A 24,976-nucleotide genomic window follows, 5' to 3' on the forward strand; every position below is an offset into this window, starting at 1 on the left:
GTTAACCCGTGAAAACGGCCAGCGCTTCCGCGAGGCGATATTGTCTCGCGGCAATAGTACTGATTTAGCAGAACTTTATCGCCAGTGGCGCGGACACGATCCGCAGATTGAGCCGATGCTGGAAAACCGCGGACTGAGTGAGTAGCGCGGTTGACACGTAACAGGACCGGGCGCAGCGCCCGGTTTTTTATCCAATTTTTCCTTCTCCAAAATCCCTGCAAAACGTCTCTGCCCAATTTAGCGCCCTCGGAATGGTTTGTCCTGTTATGGTAATCCCGTGCATCGACGCGCTGGCCACTTTTGCTTAAAAACATGAAGCCCGGCATAAAGTGTTTTTTAGCGAAAAATAATATTAATATATTAAGTATAGCTTCCTTGCAATATTAGGAGTTTACTTACATTGTTGCATGGATTTCTTAAATTTAATAAGCGAACTTGCTCTGTGAATGTTCTTCAATCTATCATCTGTCTTATCTCTTGCATATCTTTTATTGAACGGATTAAGTATGGCTAATATATTGCTTCTGGTATTTGCGGTTTTTTTATTGCTGGTTTCACTGATTTCTGGATTTTCGTATTTTAAAGACAGAAAAAAGCAAAAGTTGAGTTTTAAAAGCAAGCGTATGAAATTCTAATTAAAATAGAGAGATGTTCTTCTCATAACGATGGAAGAGAATCTGATAAGCTCCTGGTTGTTTTCTAACTGGAATTTCTTCATTATTCGCAATTTATGGGAGTATACGGTTCTGTGATCGATGCCCAGGTTTTTTGCTGTTTCATTATTGTTAAGGCCAAGATTTATGGCATTAATGATTTTTAGTTGCGAACGACTCAATGACTGATGCGGGCATTTTAAACAGCGATTCTTCTCTATCGTTATACGTTTCTTATCGCCCGCGACAAATTCATCAAAGAGAATGGACAGGTTTTTTTTGATCGTTTCAAGGCTGCTTTTATGAAATAAAATGACAGCATTTTGAACGCATAAAGGCAGCAGGGAAGAATTAAATGTTATTTCTTTTTTGGTGAAAATTACCACCGCTGGACACTCTGATTTATATCTCTTCATTTCCTGGCATAATAAATATTCGCCAACTTCCATCTCAGTAAAAATTATGTCTTGTTTTTTGAAGTGATCTTTTATGTTATTGCTTTGAAAACAAAGGTCGCTTATACCTTTGGTGCTCGCAATTTCTTGGGTAAGTTCCTCTATAGCCTTTTCTAAATAAATGTTTTTGGTGATGATGGCGATTTTTAGCATGATTTTCTTATTTTTAAAAAGACGGTGGAAAAAATTTCGACCGCCGCATGATGTTTTATTTAAGTAACGCCTGATGAGATTAGGATATTTCTTATTTAATATAATGGCAATAGGTTTAAAGAAAGAGTGGCTTTACTTTTTAATAAAAATTCGCAGCCAAATCAGCAGCTTGTGTAGGTGATTTGTTTGTTTTTCAGCGTTTTTAATCGCACTAAATGCCAAGATTTGTTATGCCAGTATTAATTTGCATTCACGGTTTTTATTAATTAATGACAATCATTCAGAAAATCATTATGAATATAGCATCCAAAGCTAATCTTTAGCGGCGTCCATTGAATCATAGGGCGAGGCGCTATTCGTCATTTAACGGCATGCATGCCGTTGATTTGATACTTCCACCGCGTAGCTATCCGGGACGCGTTGAGCAGGGTGGTTTAACCCGCGAACAGGGCCAGCGCTTCCGCGAGGCCATTTTGTCTCGCGGCACGGGTTTTGATTTAACTGCGCTTTGTCGCCAGTGTCGCGAGCGCGCGCTTAAGATTGAGCTGAGGCTGAAAAACCGCGGACTGGGTTAGTCCGGCGATTGTCACGTAACGAGGACCGAGCGTCGGGTCCGTTTTTCCTTCCCAAACTGAAGCCTTACATTCATCAAGATGGGGAAGTGATACTGTAGAGGTGCCAGGGCATGGTTAAAATGCATTCGCATTCGATTTGACCTTAGCGATAAACTCTTCTGTAAGCGACAAGCCTTCGATGATTTCCTTATCGACTACGGTAATTCCGTATTGGACAATTAACTCCAGCAGTCCGTCATAGGTCTGTATGAGCTCCAGAAGGCTGTAGATTGTTTTGCGATCGGAAACTGAGGGCATCTCAGAGTTTGCTGAAGATTGATTAACAATCCACTCAAGATTGGCTTTGATTTTTTCTATATCAAGGTAACTATACATATTTCATGGGCTTAAATCCTCATTTCAAGATTTTTTTGAGAAAACGCGTTTCTGACTTCACAGGAATAAGCTATTGAATAACATCCAAAAACTCTGTTACTGAGAGATGTCGATGATCAAGCCGAATGGGGGCTAGCTGCAGAAGCGGTTATGTCCAAAAGCGCTGCTACTGGCGTATCCCCTAAAGAAGGGCGCGATGTGCGTAGACTTCATTATGGAACGGATCGCCGATATATCAAGAAATCAGCGGATACAATGTGAATAAGTAAATTTTACTGCGGATAAGGCTGCTCACCTGCAAACCGTATGCAAGAGCTGCAGGTGAGCAATGTGCTATGGAGGCAGTACCATAGCGGCAAAATTTTAGCCTCGCGCTGCGGGCAAAACCAACAAACCGTTTACCGCCGGGAACATTTTAGGACTTACCTTACTCATCACCGTGCGCAAGGTAAATGAAAATAGGGTATCAACCGGGCTCAATATGATGTCTGCCTGCGGCCTCGCCCCTTCGAGGCCAGCGTAAGCGCTGTTCAAGGCACGAGTGCTTTGTCCTGCAACTCGAATTATTTAGGGTAGTAATAACCTTTTTTAATAGCTATTGCGGATTAGCGTATTTTGCGTCATGTTTTTACGGGCATAACGCGCGCGCGACTGGAATAAACCGAGAGGCAGGCGGATATTGGCTGAGGGAGGAGAAAAATTATCTGGTTAATAAAGGACGCAGAGCCCGGCGTCCCATTGCGGATAAAGAACAGAACGGCTGGAATTACCTAACAGCGCTTCGCTTGCACGAGTCCGAAGAAATTGCGCGGCAGGTTGTGACTCTGGTATTGGCAGGCCGGGTAAGGCGTCAACCGCCACCCGGTGAAGAACCGGGGAAGATGTTTAAACAGATTTGTCATCACTCCCAAACCGGGCACAGAGCCCGGTTTGTTGAGCCGTACGCTTTCACACCTTAAGCAGCTTTACCGTGGCCTCAATGTCTATCTCATCTTCCGAGAAGATGAGGGTGGTTCCCTGGAAGGTGGTAATGGCCAGCTTTTTCACCGAACGCATTTCGCCAGGCTTAGCGGTGGATTTTGGCCTGATATTTCCCATCAACAGGCCTACGGAAAGGACCGCATTCTCTTTGTCGATGCGGGCATCGGCGGGCTCTTCCTCGCTGTACACCAGGAAAGATTTGATCGATGTAAGCTTAATCCGCTCGCCTGCAATATAGATATATTTGCTTTCCGGCAGGACTTTTACCGCATAGGCTGACAAACCCTTGTTATTGGTGGTGGGTTCGAAAGTGACTGCTGCATCTTTTTTAATGAGTTCAGGGTTGGCAACCTTAATCACATGAAAATAGCGATTATCGCCGTTTTCATCTTTGATAAATCCAAAACCTTTATCTTTAAACCACGTTGTGATCGTTCCGTTCATCGCCGTTACCGCCTGGTTAATCGTTTATCTACTCAATTTTTGCCGCGCGCAGTGTAAAGCACAACGCCTGCGCAGACCAGGCCTGAATCGCCGGTCTGCGCAGGCCCGCATTGCTTACCACATCAAATCATCGGGAACTTTAAAATCAGCATACGGATCGTCTTCGTCCTGCTCTTCCGCACTTAGCGCGCTGTTTAAGACAATGCTGCTGGCGTCGCGCTGGGCGATTTTATCGGCGACGCTCGCCGGGATAATCGCGTATTTGCTCTCGCCGTCGTTATCGCCGGCCAGACGCGCAATGGCGAGACGGCCGCTAATCAGCTGTGCCTGGGTGAGTTTATCCACGGCGATTTTTTTAATGAAGTTGTTATCCGTGAAGTTAAAATCAATATTGCCTTTTGAAATATCGATTTTATTCATTTCAATAAGCTGCTTAACCTGCGCTTTATACTCTTTCGAGAGCGCCGCCTGCTTTTGCTGCTCGCTAAGCTGCTTATCTCGCTCAAGCTGCGCTTTTTTATTCTCTTCCACTGCTTCTCTGGCTTCACGAGCCTGAACGCGGGACTTTTTCGCCGTTCTCTGAACTTTGGCCATTTTTTTGCTGGTCACTAACCCGGCTTTAAGCATTTGTTCTTGTAAGGTGAGTTTTGTCATCTTCGTGTCTGAATCCGCTGAATAATGAGTGAGATTATACCTGCAAATGTCCGGGATGTACCAGGCGGTATGATTCGCATAAAGCAATTGCATAAAAAATCACTATTATCGCCATTTATTTGCTATAAAAGCATCTTTATTGCTTTTTTATGAGGTGTGGAGATGATTGTCAGAACCTGGCATGGTTGTGTTCCCGTTGAGTTTGGCGATGCGTTTGCGGTTCATTTGCAGGCGACAGGCGTACAGCATTCCCAGGGCATCAGCGGCAACGCGGGGGCGTTTGTCAGACGGGAAACGCAGGGGGAGTGGGAACACTTCTTCCTGGCAACGTACTGGCACAATCTGGATGCGGTCATCGCCTTTGCCGGTGAAGCGTATCATGTCGCAGTGACCTATGCGGATGATGAGCAATTCCACCTGTTGTCCGACCCTTACGTTTTTCAGTTTAACGTAGCTGAAGTCGTGGCGATTTAAGTCAGCGTTAGCATAAGCGCGCCGCAGGCAAAAAATTAAGGCCCGAAGGGCCTTAGAATGGGTTATTTCCGTCCCGCCAGTAAACCAATCACCAGCCCGATAGCGCCGGCCGCCAGCAGCCCGGTCAGCGGATTTTCCCTTACGCGCTCGGAGACCTCTGAGACGGCATCCGACGCCTGAGCGGCGTACTTACGGGCCGCGCCTTTTAGCTGATGTTTAGGCGAATCAACCGCATCACCAAATTGCTGCTGGGCTTCCCCGGCGAATTCATTGACTTTGTTGCTCACTTTGTCCGCCAGATTCTGCGCGTCGTTTTCATACTCTTGTGATGACATGGGAGTCTCCTTTCGTTTGACTTATTTAAGTCTAGTGGCTAACAAGCGAAGTACAAATGCTCAGCCGTCGGTGAGCCTCACTCCAGGAATTTTCCACAACGTCCGGGATATAAACCAGGTCGCTGTTTCTGCCACAAAAGCGCTACACTCTGGCGAAAAGAAACGTCGCCAGAATGGGGGGATTGCCGTCATTTCAATTGATTAAGGTAATTCCTGGATATAAGATCCGTCAGGCGCGGGGGCAGGAAAGGCGGCAATTCATAAATAAGAACTATTGATGTTCACAATTCCTCTTTTTTCCTTCATCATTTGTCAGCTTTTACTCCTAATAATCAGCGCTTAGCTCAGCATAAGAAAGAAATTTTTTTACTCAAGGCCGGTATGAACTATAAGAAAGTACTGAAGAACACGTTGCTGCTTGCTCCCGTGGCGATCCTGAGTCTGCAAACCCCTGTCTGGGGCGCAGAGGCCACGAAAACGGCGACCTGCCAGAAGGCGTCGCCTGCGGTGGACAAAGAAGGCGTGCCGTTACCGCCCGTTGTTGGTAAAGAGGGCGCTCAGCCGGCCTCCGCTAAAGACAAGTCCGGCCACGGCGGCGCAACGACCAACTGTCAGCCTGCGGCCATCGAAAATTAATCATTGACCTCAACCCGGGAGGGACATGGTGCACCCGTTAATTAAGGTGATGCTGGTTGGAGGGAAGGGCGACGGCCTGATGGTTAGCGTTGCCGATAACGCGACGGAGATTTCCGTGACGCCTGCGCAGTACGGCGCGAAATCCGGCCAGCCGCTGAGCTACAGAATCGTATCGCAGACCATTGACGATGAACGCTATTTTTTCGGCGTTTTCAACGAGAGCCATGAGGATACGGACAAACTCAAAAGAGTCGCGCTGACCCGCGGCATGAAAAAACTCTTCAGCTAAGCCGGAGCCGGGCGGCAAGCTGTCGTCCGGTCCGCGCCTGTTTTGTTTTCCTTTCGCCTCCGATACAGTAGCGCCAAACGCTTTTATCAGTTTCGGGAATCTATGATTAACCATATCCGGATAAAAAATTTCAGATTGGTCAGGGATATTGAGCTGGAACTCGGTGCGCTGAATATCGTCTTTGGCCCCAACGGCTGCGGTAAATCCAATATCTATAAAGCCATCCACCTGTTAACCGCCTGCGCCGACGGGAAGTTTTCCGGCTATATCAGCGATGAGGGCGGGCTGGAAAACATTATGTGGTCCGGGCCAGGCGCGCCGACCGACCGCTTTCCGCGGCGGCTGCAGATTGGCTGTCTGACCGACGAGTTTGACTACCAGCTGCAGGTGGGTTTTCCGGAAAAGCTGCCTTACCCTACCCAGTTTCAGCTGGATCCGATCGTTAAAGAGGAGTCGATCTGGCTGGCGGGATTTTCCCGACGTCCTTCATCGCGCGTGCTGGAGCGTAAAAACCAGGCGGCGTTCCTGGTGGATGTGAATGGCGAAAAGAGTACCTTTACCGACGCCATTTACGAGAATGAATCGATTTTTGGCCAACTGGGCGAGCCGCACCGTTTTCCGGAGGTCTCGCGGGTCAGGGAAACCATGCGCCACTGGCGCTTTTATCACGAATTCAATATTGGCAGACTCTCACCGCTGCGACACCCGACGGTAGGCTACCGCTCGCCGGTGCTCGACAGCGATGGGCATAACCTCGCCGCCGCCTTTCAGACCATCGTGGAAATCGGCGCCGAAGAGCTGCTGCATGAGATCCTCGGCGAAGCGTTCCCGGCGTGTACCTTTTATTGTGAAAACGAAAACTCGCGTTTCTCGATGAAGATGCTCCGTAACGGCGTCTGGCGGCCTTTACTGGCGGCGGAAATGTCCGACGGCACGCTGCGCTTCCTGTGCCTGGCGGTGGCGCTATTAAGCCCGCGCCCTCCGGCATTTCTGGCCATTAACGAGCCGGAAAACAGCCTGCATCGCCAGATGTTCCCGGCGCTGGCCCGGCTGATTGTCGAAGCGTCCCGCTATAGCCAAATCTGGTTAACCAGCCACTCCGCCGAGCTGGCTGAGCTGATTTCATCGATGGCGGAAGCGCGCCTTTACGGGCTGGAAAATAGCGACGGGGAAACGCGGATCGCCGGCTAGCGGCAACTGCCTTACCCGGCGTCTTAACGGTGTATTGCCGACGCGCCGCCGGAGGGTTTCCGGCGGCCTGGCGTTATGCTGCGGCCGGGAGCAGGGTTTTGCTGCCTTTCAGGGTAAACAGCGAAATGACGGTAAAGCTCAGGGTAATACAGCCCAGGATCAGATAAGCCTGATGGAAGCCGACGGTATCATACATCCGTCCTACCCACGCCGAGAGCACAACGCCCGACAGCTGTTTCGATAAATTAAAGCCGATCAGGAACAGCGTCGCCGAAAGTTTTGGGTTAAATGCCGACGAGATATATTTAAAGGTGCCAACCAGCAGGAAGGGGATCTCAAACATATGCAGCATTTTTAATATAATCACTTCCACCGCCGAGGTCGCGAAAGACGAGCCTAAAATTCGGACTGACATAATTACCCCGGCAATTAACAGGGCATTCTTGGCGCCAATTCGGTTAATAATTGCCGGCGCGCAGAACATGATCAGCGCATTGAGTAATTCCCCACCGGTGGTCACGAAGCCAAACACTTCGGTGCCGCGCTGCGGGCTGGCGAAGAAGCCTTTAAAAAAGTTGGCGAACTGCTGGTCGAAAACGTCATAGACGCTGGCGACGCCAACGACATAAATAATAAAGCCCCAGAAGCGCGGCATCCGCAAGAGCTCGGCGGCGGTGCGCATGGAGAAAGCCTGACGGTTGACGCCCAGGGCGTCGATAACCTCGGCGCTATTGCTGCTTTCCGGCTTCGAGACCCACAGCAGCACGCCGAGGATCAGCGCGAAGCCGGAGGCGATCCAGAAGGTGATATTGGGGTCGATACTAAACAGAATGCCGGTGATTGAGGCGCACAGCGCCCAGCCGACGCAGCCGGAGACGCGCACTTTACCGTATTCAAAACGGTTGGCGCGGCTGACGCGTTCAATATAGGCTTCTACCGCCCCGGAGCCGCTGGAGAAGACGATCCCCAGATAGATCCCGCCCACCAGCGCGCCCGCGATGATATTCATCTGCAGCAGCGGAGAGAAAACAAAAATAAAGAACGGGGCAAACAGGATTAATAAAATCGTAATCGTCCACAGCAGATGTTTGCGCAGGCCGAGCTTATCGGAAATCAGGCCAAACACCGGCTGGAAAATTATCGCGAATAGCGAAATGGAGGAGAAGACAATCCCCGTTTCGGTTTTGGTTAAATGGTTTACTTCCGCCAGCCATACCGGGAAGAAGGGGAAGTAGGCTGACATAATGAAATAGTAGAAGAAAAAGAACAGCATGAAATATATAAAATTATGCCGTTCTCGTGGCGCGAGTTCAGAGAGTTTCATTGTGAATATTCCATATTATTATGCCTGTAAGGTTGGGGGCTGGCGCCCCCGATTATTATTGGAAATGAATCGTTAACTGATATTGCCATTGTGTCTCAAGCAGCAGCCATTGCTGTAGTACGCTGGGTGTCCAGGAGTCATCGCCGCCGATGCCCATGTGTTGAGCATCGAGCGCGATCCAGACGCCGTTTTCCGGCTTCATCCTGTGCCAGTGATCGGTCTCCATTAACTGCGCGGTGCTGTAGGGCTGTACGGAGAAGTGGAAATCGCCCGCGACGTGCCAGCGCCCCCAGTCCAGCGCTTTGTTATCGCAGCGCAGGCCGTTTTCCGTCGGGAAAATGTACGGTGTGGTCATCTCTTCCAGCGGCAGCTGCCAGCGGGAGAAACAGGCGCTGGTGCGGCGGTCCGGATAGTTTTCATGCGGGCCGTAGCCGAGCCAGGAAACCGGTTGATGCTGGTCCGGAACCTGGAAATTCAGCCCGATGCGCGGCAGCGGCGGCAGGGTGCCGGCGCGTTCACCATTGACCGCCAGATGCAGCTTGCCTTCGCCATCAAACGTCATCCGCCAGTGGCTGACAATCACCACTTCGTCGCCGCGCAGATAGTGCCAGCGGCTATCGATAACCACTTCATGGGCCAGGCGCTGGGCGTCGCACTGTACGCAGCGGGCGCTGAGGCCGTAGAGCCCGGCGCTCTTCCAGCGTTCAACCCAGGCGTTGGGGTCGATGCGCTCCACTTCGCTGACGCCGATATCGTTATCCAGCGGGGCGCGCACAAACTGGTCGCGCAGCGGCGTCAGCAGCTGTTCCACACCCTCTACCTGCCAGTGGGTCAGCAGGCCGCTCTCCCGGTCGATAGTCCATTGCTGCGAGCCGCTGCGTACGGTCCAGGCCGCGTCGCTGCTCTCCAGCGCTGGCGCCGTGCCGACGGGGGAAGGCAGGCGCAGCGCCAGCGGGGCGGCGAGCGGGAACTGCTGCCAGGCGACGCGATGCCCGGCGTCGGACCAGGCGGTGGCCTGCGGCTGGACAACCTCCAGCGTCAGCCACACCGCTTCGGCGCCCACGGGCAGCGTCAGCGCATCGCACAGCGTCAGCTCGCTCTGGCCTTCAGGGCTCAGCTCAAGCTTCACTTGACCCTCGGCAAAGGTTTCTCCGGCGGCCTGGACCTGCCAGCGCAGCGCTTCGTTATCGGTGGCGCGGAACAGATATTCGCTGCTGATGCTGATACGCAGCGGGGATTGCGCAAGCAGGGTAAACTGGAAGTACTGCTGCGCGTGTTTCGCTTCAATTAATGAAGGGTGCGGGCGGCGGTCGGGGAAGACCAGGCCGTTCATACAGAACTGGCGATCGTTCGGCGTATCGCCAAAATCACCGCCGTAGGCCCAGCCGACGCTGCCGTCGTCGAAGGTTTTGCTGATGGCCTGATCCGCCCAGTCCCAGATAAACCCGCCCTGCAGGCGCGGATAGTCGCGGAAGGCCTGCCAGTAATCAGCAAAGTTGCCGAGGCTGTTGCCCATCGCGTGGGCGTATTCGCAGAGGATCAGCGGGCGCTGCTCGCCCGGCAGACTGATCCACTTTTTGATCCCCCATTTCGGCACCGTCGGAATCCGCTGATCGCGCTCAACGCGGGCGTACATCGGGCAGATAATATCGGTGGTGGTGCTGTCGGCGCCTCCACCCTCGTACTGCACCGGGCGGGAGGGATCGTTGCGCTTCAGCCAGTGATACATCGCTTCATGGTTGCCGCCGCCGCCGGATTCGTTCCCCAGCGACCAGATAATAATCGACGGGTGGTTGCGATTGCTTTGCAACATCCGGCTGACGCGGGCGCTGAAGGCCGGCAGCCAGGCTGGATCGTCGGAAAGACGATTCATCGGCACCATGCCGTGGGTTTCAATATTGGCTTCGTCAACGACGTACAGGCCATAGCGATTGCACAGCTCGTACCAGCGCGGGGTGTTTGGATAATGCGAGCAGCGCACGGCGTTAAAGTTGTTCTGCTTCATCAGCAGGATGTCCTGCACCATATCCTCTTCGGTCACCACCTGGCCGCGCTGGTGATGGTGCTCGTGACGGTTGACGCCGCGGATCAGCAGCGGTTTGCCGTTTAACAGCAGCAGGCCGTTTTTGATTTCAACCCGGCGAAAGCCGATATCCCAGGCTTCAGCCTCGATCGTTTCATCGCCGCGGCACAGGGACACCACCGCCCGATAGCAGTTTGGCGTTTCCGCGCTCCACAGCGCCGGTCGCTCTACCGGCAGACGAATCGCCGCGCGTTCGGCATAGCTTCCGCGCTCATCGATAATCGGCGAACCCGGCGACTGCTGGTGACTGGCGACCAGACGATCGTCATCCCACAGTTCGATCTTCACCGTCAGCGCCTCCAGCAGCGCGACCGGCGCGGCGACGCTTAAGTTCACCAGCAGCTCGGCATCCCGATAGAGCGCATCGAGCTGCGGCGTAAGCTGAACGTCGCAGAGGTGCAGGGTCGGTTTGTTCAGCAGCCAGACCGAACGGAAGATGCCGCTCATGCGCCACATATCCTGGTCTTCAAGCCAGGTACCCGCGCTCCAGCGCATCACCATCACGCATATGCGGTTATCGCCCGGCTGAAGGTAGGGCGAGAGATCGAAGGCCGCAGGCAGGCGACTGTCCTGCGAATAACCGACCCATTCGCCGTTGCACCACAGATGAAAAGCCGAATTAACGCCGTCGAAGATAATCTGCGTCTGGCCGTCGGCTCGCCAGCTCTCATCGACGCTGAACGTCAGCGAGTAGCAGCCGGTCGGATTCTCCTCAGGCACGCGCGGCGGCGTAGTGTCGATCGGGTAGCGGACGTTGGTATAGATCGGAGCGTCGTAGCCTTCCATTTGCCAGTTTGACGGCACCGGCGTACTGCGGCTGTCCGGCAGATCGTCTTCCAGCCAGCGGGCATCCACGTCAAACGGGCTGCGGGCCCAGGAGAACTGCCACTGGCCGTCAAGCCGGCGGCGGAACGCCGAGGGCTGGTTTTTTTGCGCCGCGTCGGTATCGCGCCAGCTGGCGAAAGCCGGGTGGGCCGGTAAACGGTTGAGATGGGTAATGGTCTGGTTCTGCCAGTCTTCGCGGGCGAGAATCTGATGGAACGTTGCTCCTGCGGCGGAAAGAGAGTCGTGTTGTTGCATACGTATTCCTGACGGATAAGTGATAAAAATGTCATTCGCTAGACAATATGATTTTGTTATCAGTTATTTTCGCTATAGCCGCAATATTGGCGAAAATGAAACCCACTGGCGATCACGAAAAGCTGGAAAAACAGCTGATTTTTGTCGTCTTTTAAACATAAAATGTTAGCGGACGACATTGAGGTTTTGATTCAGAAGGAGTGCACTATGCAGCGTCGCCTGGCAACGCTTGACGATGTGGCCCGCGAGGCCGGCGTGTCTCAGCAGACGGTCTCCCGGGTGCTGAATAATCCGGACGTGGTGTCTGAACGAACCCGCGATAAGGTCATCCGCGCGATGCAGGCGCTGCGCTACGTACCGAACCGTTCCGCTCAGCTGCTGGCGGGGAAATCCGCGCCGTCGATTGGGCTGATAACCGCTTCGCTGACGCTGCACGCGCCTTCACAAATCGCCGCGGCGGTGAAAAGCTACGCCGGTCTGCATCAGCTTGAGGTCTCGATTGCGATGCCGGTGCAGGTCGACTATCCGTCGCTGCAGGCGCGGCTTAATGAGTTTCGCGCCCAGCATATTCGCGGCGCGATTATCAGCCTGCCGCTCGAAAGCAGCCTCGCGGAGCGGCTGGTGGTGGAAAACCCCGATATCGCCTGCATGTTTCTTGATGTTTCGCCGGAGACCGACGTGTGCTGCGTGCGTTTCGATCATCGCGACGGCTGCGGCGCGTGCGTGCGGCATCTCTGGGACGCCGGGCACCGGGAGTTCGGCCTGCTGGCCGGGCCGGAGAGCTCGGTCTCCGCGCGCATGCGATTGAGCAGCTGGCGCGAGGCGCTGCATCGGCTGGGCGTCAGTAATGCGGTGACGGTGTTTGGCGACTGGAGCGCCGCCAGCGGCTGGAACAAAACGTTTGAGCTCCTGCATCATCATCCGCGCATTAGCGCCATCGTGGTGGCTAACGATCAGATGGCGCTCGGGGTACTGAGCGCGCTGGCGCAGTTGAATCGCACCGGCAGCCAGGCGATCTCGGTCACCGGCTATGACGATACCGCGGACAGCCTCTACTTCCAGCCGCCGCTGACCACCGTCGCCCAGGATTTTAACGTTCTGGGAAAAAGGGCGGTTGAGCTGCTCATCCAGCTAATGGCTGCCCCGCAGATGAAGATCCGCGAGCTGCTGCCGACGCGCCTGATTATCCGCCAATCCACCTGGCCCTGCGCGGGCGCCACGCAGGAGGAGAAAGAGGGTCTTGTCGCGCAGATCAAAGCGCTGGTGGAAAAGCTGTAAGCAACAGTCCGTTTAGCTTTCATTGATGTTGCGCGTGATAGCTTATCGGACAAGCGTACTCAGGGGGTTATGCCCTGAACGTAAAAATGCAAAACACAATCTATCCATGCAAGCATTCATTCACCGCCAGTCACATGGCGGTTTTTTTTTGCCCGTTTTCGGTCGTTGGAATATGGCGTTATTTTATTTAATTCTACCAGCAGGTCGATTACTCGCCGCTGTTAAGCATAAATGCGCTGTTTTCACGCCGCGGTGTCAGAAAATTTCCCCGGCTTATACTTTTTTATCCAGCATAAAATGCTGTTGACCGGGGGCGGCAGGGCGCGCTTTTTTTAGCGCCATTCGGCTATGCTGAAAGCCAAAGCAGGCGAGTGAAAGGCAACGTCATGATGATATTAAAAGATAAAGAGCACGTGGACTCGGTTGACTGGCAGACGGTGGCGGAGATTATCGCCGCCGCAGGTCTCAATCAGCGGGACGTCGCGCTGGTGGAGCGCGCGTTTCGCCATAGTACCTTTTGCTGGTTTGGCTATGAAAACGGGCAGCTTATTGCCGTTGCCCGGGCGATTAGCGACCTGACCTGGTGCAGCTATCTGGCGGATGTCGCGGTGCACCCGCGCTGTCAGGGAAAGGGGTACGGGCAGCAGCTGATGCAATCGGTTAGCGATCGGCTGCGGCCGTTCGGCAAAACCTTCATCTACTCGGTGGTGGATAAAGTCGGCTTTTATCGCCGCTTTGGTTTTGAAACGCTGACCACGGGCATGGTCTGCGCCAGCGAAGAGGCGATAGCGCGCATGCGCGAGCAGGGATTTGTTGGCTAGTAAATACCGCTTAAAAAAACGCATTTACCAAACGGTTTAAATGGCTACTGAATGAATCACTGCCATTACCCGCGCCGCTGAGGATTATTTCGCTGGCCCTTGCCGGTTGCTGCCGTAAATAATCGGATAAACTTAGTCGGCAACAGCCGGTCCAGTTAATTATGACAGATAGCCTGGGTTAAAAGGGTAAACTGTGTTACACAGTTCCATTCTCCTGGCAAACATCTGGATGGGATTATGCTGACAACTCTGATTTACAGAAGTCAGATGCATTTAACACAAGAAACCGATCTCATACTGCTGGTTGAAAAAGCGAATGCTGAGAACGCAGCACGCGGGATTACGGGCATACTTCTTTTAAAAGATAATGTTTACCTTCAGATACTTGAGGGGGATGAGTGCGTGCTTGAGCAGCTATTCAGCACGATCAAGCAAGACGATCGCCACCATCAGGTTGTCGAGCTGATGCGTGATTACGCGCCGCGCCGGCGCTTTGAAAACGTAGGGATGATGTTTTTTGACCTGAATAAACTGCAAACCGCTGACGTCCTGACAAAGGTTCGCAAGCTTAGCCAACTGAAAGGTTATCTTTCCACCGAAGAGCGCGTCTATAAATTTATCCATACTTTTATCAGTCAAAAAAGCGCTGCCGCGCCGTCACCCTTTTTACGGCCTGACAAATGGTCGCTTCATTCGCGTAAACATGCATTTCATGCGCCGCAAGAATCGTTTTTTGCCAGTCAATGCTGTCAGTTTGCTTTCCAGCCCATTATCGAACCGTTGGCCGGGAATATCACTTCGCTTGAAGCGCTTATTCGTGATAAAGACGGCGGTAGTCCCGCCAATTTCTTTGCCTCGATTCCGCCAGAGCAACGTTATGAAGTTGATCTCAAAGCGAAATCAGTTGCCTTTGCCCTGGCGAAAGAAATCAATATTGGCGACCATAAAATATCCATTAATATCCTTCCGATGTCTCTGGTTGTTATTCCTGATGCCATTGAATACCTGCTGCGGGAAATAAAAAAACAGGGTCTTGAACCCGAACAGGTGATCGTGGAGGTGACGGAAGATGAAATGATCTCCGGTTTTAGCCAGTTCAGCAGCGCGATAAAAAAACTGCGCGTCTCTGGTATGGGGCTGGCAATTGATGACTTTGGCGCCGGATATGCTGGACTCTCGTTGTTGACAAAAATTCAGCCTGATAAAGTTAAAATCGACCGCGAGATTATTACCGATATCCATCAGAGCGGCCCTAAACAAGCGGTGGTAAGATCGATTATCAACTGCTGCCGTGAACTTGAGATTGCGGTGGTTGCTGAAGGCATAGAGCGGATAGAGGAGTGGTGCTGGCTCGAATCTGCGGGTATTAAACGTTTCCAGGGCTTTTTATTTGCCATGCCGAAAGTCAACGGCGTCGGTGACATACGTTGGCCTGGGGAAAAGTGAAGCCTGATTTGCCTTAATGTACCGAGCGGTTTGCCTCCAACAGCAGCGCAGGCGAGTAGACATTGCGTATTCCGCCTGGAGTATCCCTATTTTCTGAAGCTGAACCGGCCAATAGTCGCTGATGGCCGGTAAGCTCATGACTAACCGCAAGCCCTGCATATTCTCAATCTATAACAGACTGACCCTTGTTAATCATCGAGCCTGTCATGACTGATTTCATCTTCGTGGGTGCTTATCAACTGCGTGAGCGCTATTTGTTCCTGAAACTTGGTCAGAAGCAGTTCTGCGTCCGTCTTCAGAACGTCTTCAGATGATTCCAGTACCGAATTTATCGCTTTCGTTACGCTGCTAACTAATTCCGCGACGCCGCCTTCCTTGCCGATAGCGAGCATCAGCGCGCTAATGAGCAAAGACTGCGCCTCGACCTGGGCAGCAAGCTGCTTACTTTCGGCATCCATGGCGGAAATTTTAGCAATTATGCTGAGAATGACATTATTCATTGTATCCCTCAAATCAATAAGTTAGAGCGGGTTGTTGATGGCTATATTCGCTGTTGATAATCCGAATTAACCATAGAACATAAATATGCCAGAAAAAATATCGGTAGCGTTAGTCAGGTTTTGGACATCACCAAAGTAAAGCATGAAAACGCGCCGGTCCCACTTCCATTTTCCTCCAACGATCGCGCCCGACAGAGCGCAAAGGAGCATGAAGAGAACGGTTGTTGAAAAGAAAGACGCCAGGCTTGAGGTCGTGTTTAGCCTGGCCGACCTCTGATGTTTCTTGCTTCAGCATCAACTCATACAGGCGACAGGAAAATGTACGGATGTTTAACCGGCAGGACAAGCTCGTTGGCAAGAGCGGCTGGCTCTGTTCAACGAGATACAGCATGGGCTGACGCCAGACCATGAATATGGCTCATGTTGTAATGAAATTAACTCGCTTTCACTCATCTAATGGCTCTGGCATAACATGCTGTATTCGATATAGATAATATGAAGATGAAGACTGCTTATGGAAGCCTGCGCCAGCCTGCAACCATCAGAAAGGACTGCAGTTTTTATCTCAGAACTTAGGATGCACATCTGCGATGAATCAACAATTTACCTTTACTATTAAACGCACTCTCTTTGATGAAAACTATAACCCCTCAGAAAATACGCGTATTACAACCAACTTTGCTAATTTAGCAAGAGGGGAAAATCGCCAGGAGAATCTGCGCAATACCTTAGTCATGATTGACAATCGTTTCAATACGCTGGCGCACTGGGATAACCCCAAAGGCGATCGCTATGCCGTTGCGCTGGAAATTATTTCAGCCGAAATGAATATCAGTGCCACCGGCGATACCTTTCCGGTGATTGAAATATTGCAAACCAGCATTATTGATAAAAAGACCGATGAACGTATTGAGGGTATCGTTGGCAATAATTTCTCTTCGTACGTTCGCGACTACGACTTTAGCGTATTGCTGTTAGACCATAATAAAGGACGCGCAGGTTTTAGCCTTCCGGAAGGATTCGGCGATTTGCACGGCAACATATTTAAACATTTCGTCAATTCAGCGGAGTACAAGGCCAATTTCAAAAAATCACCGGTCATTTGCCTTAGCGTCTCCAGCAAAGACACCTATCACCAGACCGGAAATCAACATCCTGTCCTGGGGCTCGAATACCGGCCAGAGGGTTCATCGTTGACTGAGCAATATTTTGGCAAAATGGGCCTGAAGGTTCGCTACTTTATGCCGAAAAACAGCGTTGCGCCTTTGGCCTTTTATTTCTCAGGGGATTTGCTGAGCGATTACACGAGCCTTGAGCTGATTAGCACCATCAGCACGATGGAGACGTTCCAGAAGATATACCGCCCGGAGATCTACAACGCCAACTCTGCCGCAGGACTCTGCTATCAGCCCGATCTGCATCATCAGGACCATTCATTAACCAAAATTGTTTACGATCGTGAAGAGCGCAGCCAGCTGGCGGTAGAGCAGGGGAAGTTTACCGAAGAGCACTTTATTAAACCGTATAAAAATATTCTGCAGCAATGGTCTGCTCATTACGCTCTTTAAGACATCGCATATATAAGGCTATCGATAATGACAAAATTATTACCCACTTCAACAGCCGGCAGCTTACCGAAACCGTCCTGGCTTGCAGAGCCTGAGAAACTGTGGTCCCCATGGAAACTGCAGAATGAAGAGTTAATTGCCGGGAAAAAAGACGCGCTGAGCCTGTCCTTATTTGACCAACTGCGCGCCGGCATCGACATCGTCAGCGATGGCGAGCAAACCCGTCAGCACTTTGTTACTACGTTTATTGAGCACCTCAGCGGCGTCGATTTTGAAAAACGCGAAGTCGTTAAAATCCGTAATCGCTATGATGCGAGCGTTCCGACCGTCGTGGGCGCCGTCGAGCGTCAAAAACCCGTTTTTGTCGAAGATGCGCGTTTTTTACGTCAGCTCACCAGCCAGCCGATTAAGTGGGCGCTGCCGGGGCCCATGACCATGATTGATACGCTCTATGACAATCACTATAAGAGCCGCGAAAAACTGGCCTGGGAGTTTGCGAAGATACTTAATCAGGAAGCCAGGGAACTGGAGGCCGCCGGCGTCGACATTATTCAGTTTGATGAGCCAGCCTTTAATGTGTTTTTTGATGAGGTTAATGATTGGGGCATCGCGGCCTTAGAAAGAGCCGTTGAAGGGCTAAAATGCGAAACTGCGGTACATATCTGCTATGGATACGGCATCAAAGCGAATACCGACTGGAAAAAGACCCTGGGAACAGAGTGGCGACAATATGAAGAAGCGTTTCCTAAGCTGCAAACCTCCAGCATCGATATCATCTCGCTGGAATGTCATAACTCACGTGTTCCCATGGATCTGCTTGAACTGATTCGCGGAAAAAAAGTGATGGTTGGAGCCATCGACGTGGCGACCAATGCGATCGAAACGCCGGAGGAAGTCGCCGCGACCTTACGTAAAGCGCTGCAGTTTGTGGATGCCGATAAGCTTTATCCTTCAACCAACTGCGGCATGGCGCCGCTATCGCGTCCGGTGGCGAGCGGTAAGCTCAATGCGCTAAGCGCCGGGGCGGCAATTATCCGCCGGGAGCTTCTGGGTAAATAGTTCTCATTATTTTTAATCCCGGCGAAGACAGGAAAATCAAGCATCAACGTCAGTGTAGAAATAAAACAATATCCAGTCGTGGACGCTGACTGGATGTTCTGCGCTTAATTTTACCATTCTGTGAATTTCCCGGGCTCTTGCTTAAACCCGGGAAAAATAATGTTGACGGCAGGCTATCGGCTACCAATATCCGATAGCCTTCATCCATGCCCCACCAAGTAACAGCCATATTAGAATCGATACAATCGAAACCACAAAACTCACTCCCCACCATTGCCCGGTTGAGTTGTAACCTGAGCCAAACAGTGCTGGACCCGGTCCGCCGGAATACTGAGTCAACCCCATAGAGAGGTTAGAAGTATAGCCGAGCACGAGAGCTGCAAATAGCGGCGGCGCACCGACGGAAATTGCGACGGCAAGAAATGCCAGATACATCGCAGAAATATGAGCCATTGCTGACGCGAAAAAATAGCGGGTATAGAAGTAAATGAGTACCAGCATTAAGAATACGGTCAGCCATTCAAAATGGCTGACATATCCTACAATCCCTTTTGATATCCATGATATCATTCCATACTTATTCAGAGCATTCGCCATCATCACTAGTACGGCAAACCAGAACATTGTATCCCATGCTGTTTTCTCTTCTATAATATTTTTCCATGACATAATGTTTGACAGCAGAAGTATTGCCAGACCAATAAAGGCCGAAAGTGTCGCGGGAATAGAAAAGAAAATGTCACCTACGGTCCATAGAAGAATCAATAACATGAAATCGAAAGCCAGGATTTTTTCAGCCAAGGACATCGGACCCATTTTTTTTAATTCTTCTCGGGCAATGCCTGGAATTTCTGGCGTTTTTTTCAACTGTGGCGGGTATATAAAGTAAAGGGTTAAAGGAATGAGGATCAGTGAAGCAATACCGGGAACGATCGCCCCAACAAACCAGGTCGTCCAGCTAATTTCTATACCCTGGCTTCTGGCCAGCTCAGCGATTAACGGGTTTCCCGCCATTGCGGTCAGGAACATCGTGCAGACGATGGCATCTATTTGTGACACACAGATCATCAGAAAAGCCCCGGCCCTTCTTGCTGTAGCGCCTGGCTCTGAATTATACGCAGTGGCAATAGACTGAGTAATGGGATACATAATTCCACCCCCGCGGGCCGACGCGGAGGGGATACCTGGGCCAAGTACGAGATCGGAGAGCGCGAGACCATAGGCCACACCAAGCATGTTCGAGCCACATTTAGAGATAAACCATAGAGCAACGCGCCTTCCGAGTCCGGTTTTAATAACAGCACGCGAAATAAACATTGCTATACCAATCAACCAGATCGTCGCATTAGCAAAACCAGAAAGCGCACCGACCGTCTCCCCCTTTGCTGAAAGCGGAGTAACGCCGGTAAGTGCAGAAAAGATGAGCGCAATCATAGTGACTGCCCCCATCGGCATGACTTTCAGGATAATCGCAAAGATAGTGGTCGCAAATATTGCAAACATATGCCATGCATTAGCAGAAAGACCTGACGGTGGCGGAATAAACCAGAGTATTATTCCAAATAATAAAGTAATTACTCCCTTCTGCAGAGGAAATGCTAATTTAACGTCAATGGTATTATTAGAATTGTTCATCTGATGCCCTCTTTTTCGCCCATCTTTAGGCCTGGTGTAATTATCCGCATTGATGTAAATCAATTATTAGTCTGCAGACAAAATTGATTTCTCTTCAAGCAATGCTATTGCCCAGAAATTCCATATTTATCCATTTGTTTTGTGTGGTTGTATTGGCTTGAATTAACATTGTTGCGCTGGGAAAAATATGGATACTCTGCATCGGTTTAGATATCGTTGCGCGATCGGCTTTGACATCAGAAAGGACATCATGACTATTTTTGATGAGATGAAGTGAATATTCTTATTAGAGCCGTCGTGTGCCGGAATGATTACCGCCAAAAAATTGAGCGTTCGCTGGGGACGGGCGCTTTATCACTGAAGTTAAAATACGGACAGTGAAACAGATTTGAGTGACAGTCAGGGGTCTATTGAAGTCCTGCAAACCAAAAGCAGAACGCCCCCTGGTGCATCGGCAGCAGGGGGCGTTTACGGGTGGGGATTATCGTCGTTCATCAGTCATCCCATTTGTGGCTCAGGTATGCGGCAAGAAACCCAAAGAACAGAATGGTTCCCAGAACTGCCATAAATACATGCATATTTCCCAGCATGATTAACCTCCATTAGTTTTGCTATGCGCTATGTTGTCCTCATTGAACGGGTTTACGGTTGTTGGATACATCTTAACCCGACTAATCTAAACAAATGCTTAACAAATTGCCCGGCGTGACTATTATCCATGTGAATCACTCTCCCTTTTTACCCGCCAGCGCGCTTTTCCTGTACTGCAACGGGCTAAGGGCAAACTGCTGGCGGAAGTGATGGCGCAGGGTGCTGGCGTTTGAGAAACCGCAAAGCTCGGCAATCTGCTCAACGCTCAGCCGGCTGTGGGTTAAGTGCTGCGTGGCGCGCTGAAGGCGCTCGTCAAGCAGCCAGCGGGCGGGGGTTTTGCCGGTGGCGTCTTCGAAACGGCGTAAAAACGTGCGCTGCCCCATGCCGGCTCTTTCCGCCAGCGAGGCCACGGTGTGGCCAGCGGCGAGATTCTGGTGCAGGAAATCAAATAATTGCCCCAGCCTTTGGCTCTCCCCCGCTTTGGCCACCGGGCGAACAATCTGCTGCGCCTGCCCGCCGTCGCGATGGGGGGAAACCACTAACCGTCGGGCGACAAGATTCGCCGCTTCGACGCCGAAGTCCTCGCGCACCAGGTGCAAACATAAATCGATACCCGCGGCGCTGCCTGCGGAGGTCATGACGCCTTCGGCGCCGACGTACAGCACGTCATCGATCACCTCAATGCGCGGAAACCGCGCCCGCAGCTGGTCGGTATAGCGCCAGTGGGTGGTCGCCTGGCGGCCGTTCAGCAGCCCGGCCGCGGCCAGAACGAAAACCCCGGAGCAGATAGAAATTATCCGGCAGCCTCGCGCATGGGCGGCGACCAGCGCCTCGCACAGCGCTGACGGCACGGGGGAGTCAATACCGCGCCAGCCGGGCACCACGATGGTGTCCGCTTCGCCTAATAGCGCCATACCGCCATCGGTCATGAGCCGAATTCCGCCGGTTGCCCGCAGCTCACCGTCGTCGACGGCGGCCACGGCAAAGCGATACCATCGTTCGCCCATTTCCGGGCGCGGCAGGCCGAAGATCTCTACGGCGACGCCAAATTCAAAGGTACACAGGCCATCGTAGGCGAGGGCGACAACCCGGTGGCGTGACAACGTCACGGATGAGATTGTCAGGATTTCAGCGTTTTCAGTCATGGTTCTCGGCAGATGTCGCGCAGGCGGTTAATTAAAGTAGTGGTATCACAGACAAGGAGAAGATGCCATGAGTGTTGTAACCGCTATTGCCCCCGCCAGTTCCACCGACGCTGCCGCCTGGTTTCGTCATAAGCTAAGCCTCGAGACTGACTGCGCCGATGTCTACAGCGCGATGCGCGAAGGAGAAACGGATTTTGTTCTGCTGCACGTCGTCGGCAGTGAGGAAACCTTTGCCCGTCGTCATCTCCCGGGCGCCCTGCATTTACCGCACCGACAAATTGATGAAACCAGAATGGCGCAGTGGCCTGATGACACGCTGTTTGTGGTCTACTGCGCCGGGCCGCACTGCAACGGGGCGGACGTCGCCGCCATGAAGCTGGCTCTGCTGGGGCGCCCGGTAAAAATGATGCTCGGCGGCCTGAGCGGCTGGGAAGATGAAGGGTTGCCTTTCGCAAAGTGAATTTATTTCATGTGCCATGAAATATTGTCGTTTGCCGATGAAACCTCTGCATGCCAGTATCTGGACATATAGCCATCCAGAAGTCTATAAATTCAAATAATGAACTATCACGGTGGGTAATTAACTTTGCCCGCCGCTAAGGAGACACCATGCAACGTCATCAGGCCCCGTTCCGCGCAGATATTGTCGGCAGCTTTTTACGTCCGGACGCCATCAAACAGGCCCGTCAGCAGCTGGCCGCCGGCACCATCGACGCGCAGCAGCTGCGGCAGATAGAAAATGAGGCGATTCGCGTTCTGGTGCAGCAGCAGTGCGAGTGCGGGCTGCATGTGGTCACCGACGGTGAGTTCCGCCGCGCGTGGTGGCACTTTGATTTCTTTGACGGACTACAGGGCGTTGAGCGCTACGATTCAGAAAAGGGCATTCAGTTCAACGGGGTACAGACCAAAGCGCACGGCGTTCGCGTCACTGGTAAACTGGCCTTTGGCGATCACCCGATGCTGGAAGATTTTCGCTATCTGAAGAGCATCAGCGGCAGCGCTCAGCCGAAGATGACCATTCCCAGCCCGAGCGTGCTGCACTTCCGCGGCGGCCGGAAAGATATCGACGCGACGGTGTATCCGGATCTCGCCGACTATTTCGATGACCTGGCAATCACCTGGCGCGATGCCATTCGTGCCTTCTACGATGCGGGCTGCCGCTATTTACAGCTTGATGACACCGTCTGGGCCTACCTCTGCTCCGATGAGCAGCGACAGCAGGTGCGCGAGCGCGGCGAAGACCCGGATGAGCTGGCGCGCATTTATGCCCGCGTTCTGAATAAGGCCCTGGAAGGGAAGCCGGAGGATCTGACCGTTGGCCTGCACGTGTGTCGCGGTAACTTCCGCTCGACCTGGATCTCCGAGGGCGGCTACGAGCCGGTTGCGGAAGTGCTGTTCGGCGGCGTTAACATCGACGCGTTCTTCCTCGAATATGACAATGACCGTTCCGGCGACTTCGCGCCGCTGCGCTACGTTCGCCCCGGCCATCAGCAGGTGGTACTGGGCCTGATCACCACTAAAAACGGGGAGCTGGAAAACCCGGAAGGGGTGAAGGCTCGTCTGCAGGAGGCGGCGCAGTACGTCCCGCTGGCGCAAATTTGCCTCAGCCCGCAGTGCGGTTTTGCTTCCACCGAAGAGGGTAACTCTCTGACCGAAGCCCAGCAGTGGGATAAAGTCCGCCTGGTCACCGGCATCGCCGCGCAGGTCTGGTAATCTCTCCATAGCGCAGCGTTGCACTATTTTAAGGCAATGCTGTGCACCCGCCTTTATTTTCCCCGTATTCTGCCGCGCTTTCAGACGCTTTCACAACCTGGCATCGTTTTTGCCTTATCACTTCCGGTGAGTCGTTAATTCATTTTTTTGTTTTTGCGCTATTCAGGAGTGACACACATGCAGCGTCGAACACTATTAAAAGCTTTTGCTCTCTCCGCCTCTGTTATTAGCATGGGCTTCTCCTTACAGGTTTATGCCGCCGACACCATTAAAGTCGGCATTATGCACTCGCTTTCCGGGACGATGGCGATTTCTGAAACCCCGCTGAAAGATGTCGCCCTGATGGCTATCGATGACATCAACGCCAAAGGCGGCGTGCTGGGTAAAAAACTGGAACCGGTCGTGGTGGATCCGGCATCAAACTGGCCGCTGTTCGCCGAAAAAGCGCGTCAACTGCTGACGCAGGATAAGGTGGCGGCGGTGTTCGGCTGCTGGACCTCCGTATCGCGCAAATCGGTTCTGCCGGTATTTGAAGAGCTGAACGGTCTGCTCTTCTACCCGGTACAGTATGAAGGCGAAGAGATGTCGCCGAACGTCTTCTACACCGGCGCGGCGCCAAACCAGCAGGCGATTCCGGCGGTGGAATACCTGCTGAGCGAAGACGGCGGCGGGGCGAAACGCTTCTTCCTGCTCGGTACCGACTACGTCTACCCGCGCACCACCAACAAAATTCTCCGCGCTTTCCTGCACGCCAAAGGCATTCAGGATAAAGACATCGAAGAGGTCTATACCCCGTTCGGCTATAGCGACTATCAGACTATCGTCGCCAATATCAAGAAGTTCTCCGCCGGCGGTAAAACCGCGGTGGTCTCTACCATCAACGGTGATTCCAACGTTCCGTTCTATAAAGAGCTGGCTAATCAGGGGCTGAAGGCGACGGACGTGCCGGTGGTGGCCTTTTCCGTGGGCGAGGAGGAGCTGCGCGGGATTGATACTAAACCGCTGGTGGGCAACCTCGCGGCGTGGAACTACTTCGAGTCCGTCGATAACCCAACCAATAAACAGTTTGTTGCCGACTATCGCGCTTACGCCAAAGCCCACAAGCTGCCAAACGCCGATACCGTGGTAACCAATGACCCGATGGAAGCGACCTGGGTTGGCCTGCACATGTGGGCGCAGGCGGTGACGAAAGCAGGATCGACCGATGTCGACAAGGTGCGTGATGCCATGGCCGGCCAAACCTTCAAGGCGCCGTCAGGCTTTACCCTGACCATGGATGCCACCAACCATCACCTGCACAAGCCGGTAATGATTGGCGAAATCGAAAGCAACGGCCAGTTTAACGTGGTCTGGCAGACCGAAGAGCCGGTACGCGCCCAGCCGTGGAGCCCGTGGATTGCCGGGAATGATAAAAAGCCGGATCACCCGGTTAAAACCGTCAGCAACTAAGCGTTAGACCCCGGCGCTGCGCCGGGGGGAATGATTCAGTCTTCCGGGCCCGAAGCCCGGATTTCCCCG

General features: G+C 52.3%; 25 protein-coding genes and 2 pseudogenes. 15 read left to right on the top strand and 12 right to left on the bottom strand.

From position 1 onward, the window contains the following. Position 1: 1 nt before the first annotated feature. Positions 2-145: pseudogene (locus MKleb_RS12525) on the top strand (M3 family metallopeptidase); the annotation flags it as partial. Between the two features lie 361 nt (positions 146-506). Continuing rightward, the gene (locus MKleb_RS30305) at positions 507-635 is read left to right on the top strand and encodes a small membrane protein (protein ID WP_142402411.1); all 129 of its coding nucleotides are present in this window, start codon (positions 507-509) and stop codon (positions 633-635) included. On the opposite strand, the gene MKleb_RS12535 is transcribed toward MKleb_RS30305, so the two are convergent. Continuing rightward, positions 632-1,261, bottom strand: coding sequence for a helix-turn-helix transcriptional regulator (locus MKleb_RS12535; protein ID WP_025105775.1), 630 nt, complete (start codon positions 1,259-1,261; stop codon positions 632-634). The two genes, MKleb_RS30305 and MKleb_RS12535, sit on opposite strands and share 4 nt — an antisense overlap. A gap of 389 nt (positions 1,262-1,650) precedes the next feature. On the opposite strand from MKleb_RS12535, the pseudogene MKleb_RS30310 reads away from it, so the two are divergent. Further along, a pseudogene (locus MKleb_RS30310) lies at positions 1,651-1,836 on the top strand (hypothetical protein); the annotation flags it as partial. A 114-nt stretch (positions 1,837-1,950) separates the two neighbouring features. Here the strand turns inward: MKleb_RS30310 and MKleb_RS12540 are convergent. The 3 genes from MKleb_RS12540 to MKleb_RS12550 form a co-directional block, all read right to left on the bottom strand. Beyond that, a complete protein-coding gene (locus tag MKleb_RS12540) occupies positions 1,951-2,211 on the bottom strand; it encodes a hypothetical protein (protein WP_025105773.1) in 261 nt (86 codons plus the stop codon). Positions 2,212-3,159: 948 nt separating this feature from the next. After that, on the bottom strand, positions 3,160-3,636 hold the full coding sequence (locus MKleb_RS12545) for a cold-shock protein (RefSeq protein WP_004851238.1): 477 nt from the start codon (positions 3,634-3,636) through the stop codon (positions 3,160-3,162). Positions 3,637-3,750: 114 nt separating this feature from the next. Next, on the bottom strand, positions 3,751-4,290 hold the full coding sequence (locus MKleb_RS12550) for a DUF2058 domain-containing protein (RefSeq protein ID WP_025105772.1): 540 nt from the start codon (positions 4,288-4,290) through the stop codon (positions 3,751-3,753). 162 nt (positions 4,291-4,452) lie between these two features. Between MKleb_RS12550 and MKleb_RS12555 the strand changes: the two genes are divergently transcribed. After that, positions 4,453-4,764, top strand: a complete 312-nt coding sequence (locus tag MKleb_RS12555; protein WP_025105771.1) for a hypothetical protein — start codon at positions 4,453-4,455, stop codon at positions 4,762-4,764. Positions 4,765-4,826: 62 nt separating this feature from the next. Here the strand turns inward: MKleb_RS12555 and MKleb_RS12560 are convergent, their stop codons facing one another. Then, complete coding sequence (locus MKleb_RS12560; RefSeq protein ID WP_004851233.1) at positions 4,827-5,099, bottom strand: ElaB/YgaM/YqjD family protein; 273 nt, start codon at positions 5,097-5,099, stop codon at positions 4,827-4,829. Positions 5,100-5,480: 381 nt separating this feature from the next. On the opposite strand from MKleb_RS12560, the gene MKleb_RS12565 reads away from it, so the two are divergent. From MKleb_RS12565 to MKleb_RS12575, 3 genes are all read left to right on the top strand, one after another. Then, positions 5,481-5,735, top strand: a complete 255-nt coding sequence (locus MKleb_RS12565) for a hypothetical protein (RefSeq protein WP_025105770.1) — start codon at positions 5,481-5,483, stop codon at positions 5,733-5,735. A 28-nt stretch (positions 5,736-5,763) separates the two neighbouring features. Further along, the gene (locus MKleb_RS12570; protein WP_014229513.1) at positions 5,764-6,024 is read left to right on the top strand and encodes a hypothetical protein; all 261 of its coding nucleotides are present in this window, start codon (positions 5,764-5,766) and stop codon (positions 6,022-6,024) included. A gap of 102 nt (positions 6,025-6,126) precedes the next feature. Beyond that, positions 6,127-7,215: an AAA family ATPase gene (locus MKleb_RS12575; RefSeq protein WP_025105769.1), complete on the top strand. Its 1,089-nt coding sequence runs from the start codon at positions 6,127-6,129 to the stop codon at positions 7,213-7,215. Positions 7,216-7,288: 73 nt separating this feature from the next. Here the strand turns inward: MKleb_RS12575 and MKleb_RS12580 are convergent, their stop codons facing one another. Together MKleb_RS12580 and MKleb_RS12585 are read right to left on the bottom strand one after the other, a co-directional pair. Further along, complete coding sequence (locus MKleb_RS12580) at positions 7,289-8,539, bottom strand: MFS transporter (RefSeq protein WP_025105768.1); 1,251 nt, start codon at positions 8,537-8,539, stop codon at positions 7,289-7,291. Between the two features lie 55 nt (positions 8,540-8,594). Further along, positions 8,595-11,702 (bottom strand): beta-galactosidase, encoded by a 3,108-nt coding sequence (locus MKleb_RS12585; RefSeq protein ID WP_025105767.1) that lies wholly within the window; start codon positions 11,700-11,702, stop codon positions 8,595-8,597. Between the two features lie 207 nt (positions 11,703-11,909). Between MKleb_RS12585 and MKleb_RS12590 the strand changes: the two genes are divergently transcribed. From MKleb_RS12590 to MKleb_RS12600, 3 genes are all read left to right on the top strand, one after another. Continuing rightward, positions 11,910-12,980: a LacI family DNA-binding transcriptional regulator gene (locus MKleb_RS12590; RefSeq protein ID WP_025105766.1), complete on the top strand. Its 1,071-nt coding sequence runs from the start codon at positions 11,910-11,912 to the stop codon at positions 12,978-12,980. Positions 12,981-13,366: 386 nt separating this feature from the next. Next, entirely contained in the window at positions 13,367-13,801 is a 435-nt protein-coding gene (locus MKleb_RS12595; protein ID WP_025105765.1) for a GNAT family N-acetyltransferase, read from the top strand. Between the two features lie 237 nt (positions 13,802-14,038). Next, a complete protein-coding gene (locus tag MKleb_RS12600) occupies positions 14,039-15,247 on the top strand; it encodes a diguanylate phosphodiesterase (protein ID WP_217076719.1) in 1,209 nt (402 codons plus the stop codon). Between the two features lie 188 nt (positions 15,248-15,435). Here the strand turns inward: MKleb_RS12600 and iraP are convergent, their stop codons facing one another. Both iraP and MKleb_RS12610 read right to left on the bottom strand, forming a co-directional pair. Further along, a complete protein-coding gene (gene iraP, locus MKleb_RS12605; RefSeq protein ID WP_004851215.1) occupies positions 15,436-15,747 on the bottom strand; it encodes an anti-adapter protein IraP in 312 nt (103 codons plus the stop codon). 127 nt (positions 15,748-15,874) lie between these two features. Then, entirely contained in the window at positions 15,875-16,156 is a 282-nt protein-coding gene (locus MKleb_RS12610; protein ID WP_029946861.1) for a hypothetical protein, read from the bottom strand. A gap of 181 nt (positions 16,157-16,337) precedes the next feature. On the opposite strand from MKleb_RS12610, the gene MKleb_RS12615 reads away from it, so the two are divergent. Both MKleb_RS12615 and MKleb_RS12620 read left to right on the top strand, forming a co-directional pair. Beyond that, complete coding sequence (locus tag MKleb_RS12615; RefSeq protein ID WP_025105763.1) at positions 16,338-17,315, top strand: DUF1852 domain-containing protein; 978 nt, start codon at positions 16,338-16,340, stop codon at positions 17,313-17,315. Positions 17,316-17,342: 27 nt separating this feature from the next. Next, positions 17,343-18,374: a methionine synthase gene (locus MKleb_RS12620; RefSeq protein WP_025105762.1), complete on the top strand. Its 1,032-nt coding sequence runs from the start codon at positions 17,343-17,345 to the stop codon at positions 18,372-18,374. A 180-nt stretch (positions 18,375-18,554) separates the two neighbouring features. Here MKleb_RS12620 and MKleb_RS12625 read toward each other — a convergent pair whose 3' ends face one another. The 3 genes from MKleb_RS12625 to ftrA form a co-directional block, all read right to left on the bottom strand. Then, on the bottom strand, positions 18,555-20,009 hold the full coding sequence (locus MKleb_RS12625) for a DASS family sodium-coupled anion symporter (protein WP_025105761.1): 1,455 nt from the start codon (positions 20,007-20,009) through the stop codon (positions 18,555-18,557). Positions 20,010-20,503: 494 nt separating this feature from the next. Continuing rightward, on the bottom strand, positions 20,504-20,599 hold the full coding sequence (gene mgtS / locus MKleb_RS12630) for a protein MgtS (RefSeq protein WP_004102377.1): 96 nt from the start codon (positions 20,597-20,599) through the stop codon (positions 20,504-20,506). A gap of 135 nt (positions 20,600-20,734) precedes the next feature. Beyond that, positions 20,735-21,745: a transcriptional regulator FtrA gene (gene ftrA, locus MKleb_RS12635; RefSeq protein WP_025105760.1), complete on the bottom strand. Its 1,011-nt coding sequence runs from the start codon at positions 21,743-21,745 to the stop codon at positions 20,735-20,737. A 67-nt stretch (positions 21,746-21,812) separates the two neighbouring features. On the opposite strand from ftrA, the gene MKleb_RS12640 reads away from it, so the two are divergent. From MKleb_RS12640 to urtA, 3 genes are all read left to right on the top strand, one after another. After that, the gene (locus MKleb_RS12640; protein WP_025105759.1) at positions 21,813-22,205 is read left to right on the top strand and encodes a rhodanese-like domain-containing protein; all 393 of its coding nucleotides are present in this window, start codon (positions 21,813-21,815) and stop codon (positions 22,203-22,205) included. 149 nt (positions 22,206-22,354) lie between these two features. After that, the gene (locus MKleb_RS12645) at positions 22,355-23,458 is read left to right on the top strand and encodes a cobalamin-independent methionine synthase II family protein (RefSeq protein WP_025105758.1); all 1,104 of its coding nucleotides are present in this window, start codon (positions 22,355-22,357) and stop codon (positions 23,456-23,458) included. 177 nt (positions 23,459-23,635) lie between these two features. Further along, a complete protein-coding gene (urtA, locus tag MKleb_RS12650) occupies positions 23,636-24,907 on the top strand; it encodes an urea ABC transporter substrate-binding protein (protein WP_014229499.1) in 1,272 nt (423 codons plus the stop codon). Positions 24,908-24,976: the final 69 nt, after the last annotated feature.

The organism is Klebsiella sp. PL-2018 (genome assembly GCF_019048985.1).
GTDB lineage: Bacteria > Pseudomonadota > Gammaproteobacteria > Enterobacterales > Enterobacteriaceae > Klebsiella > Klebsiella michiganensis.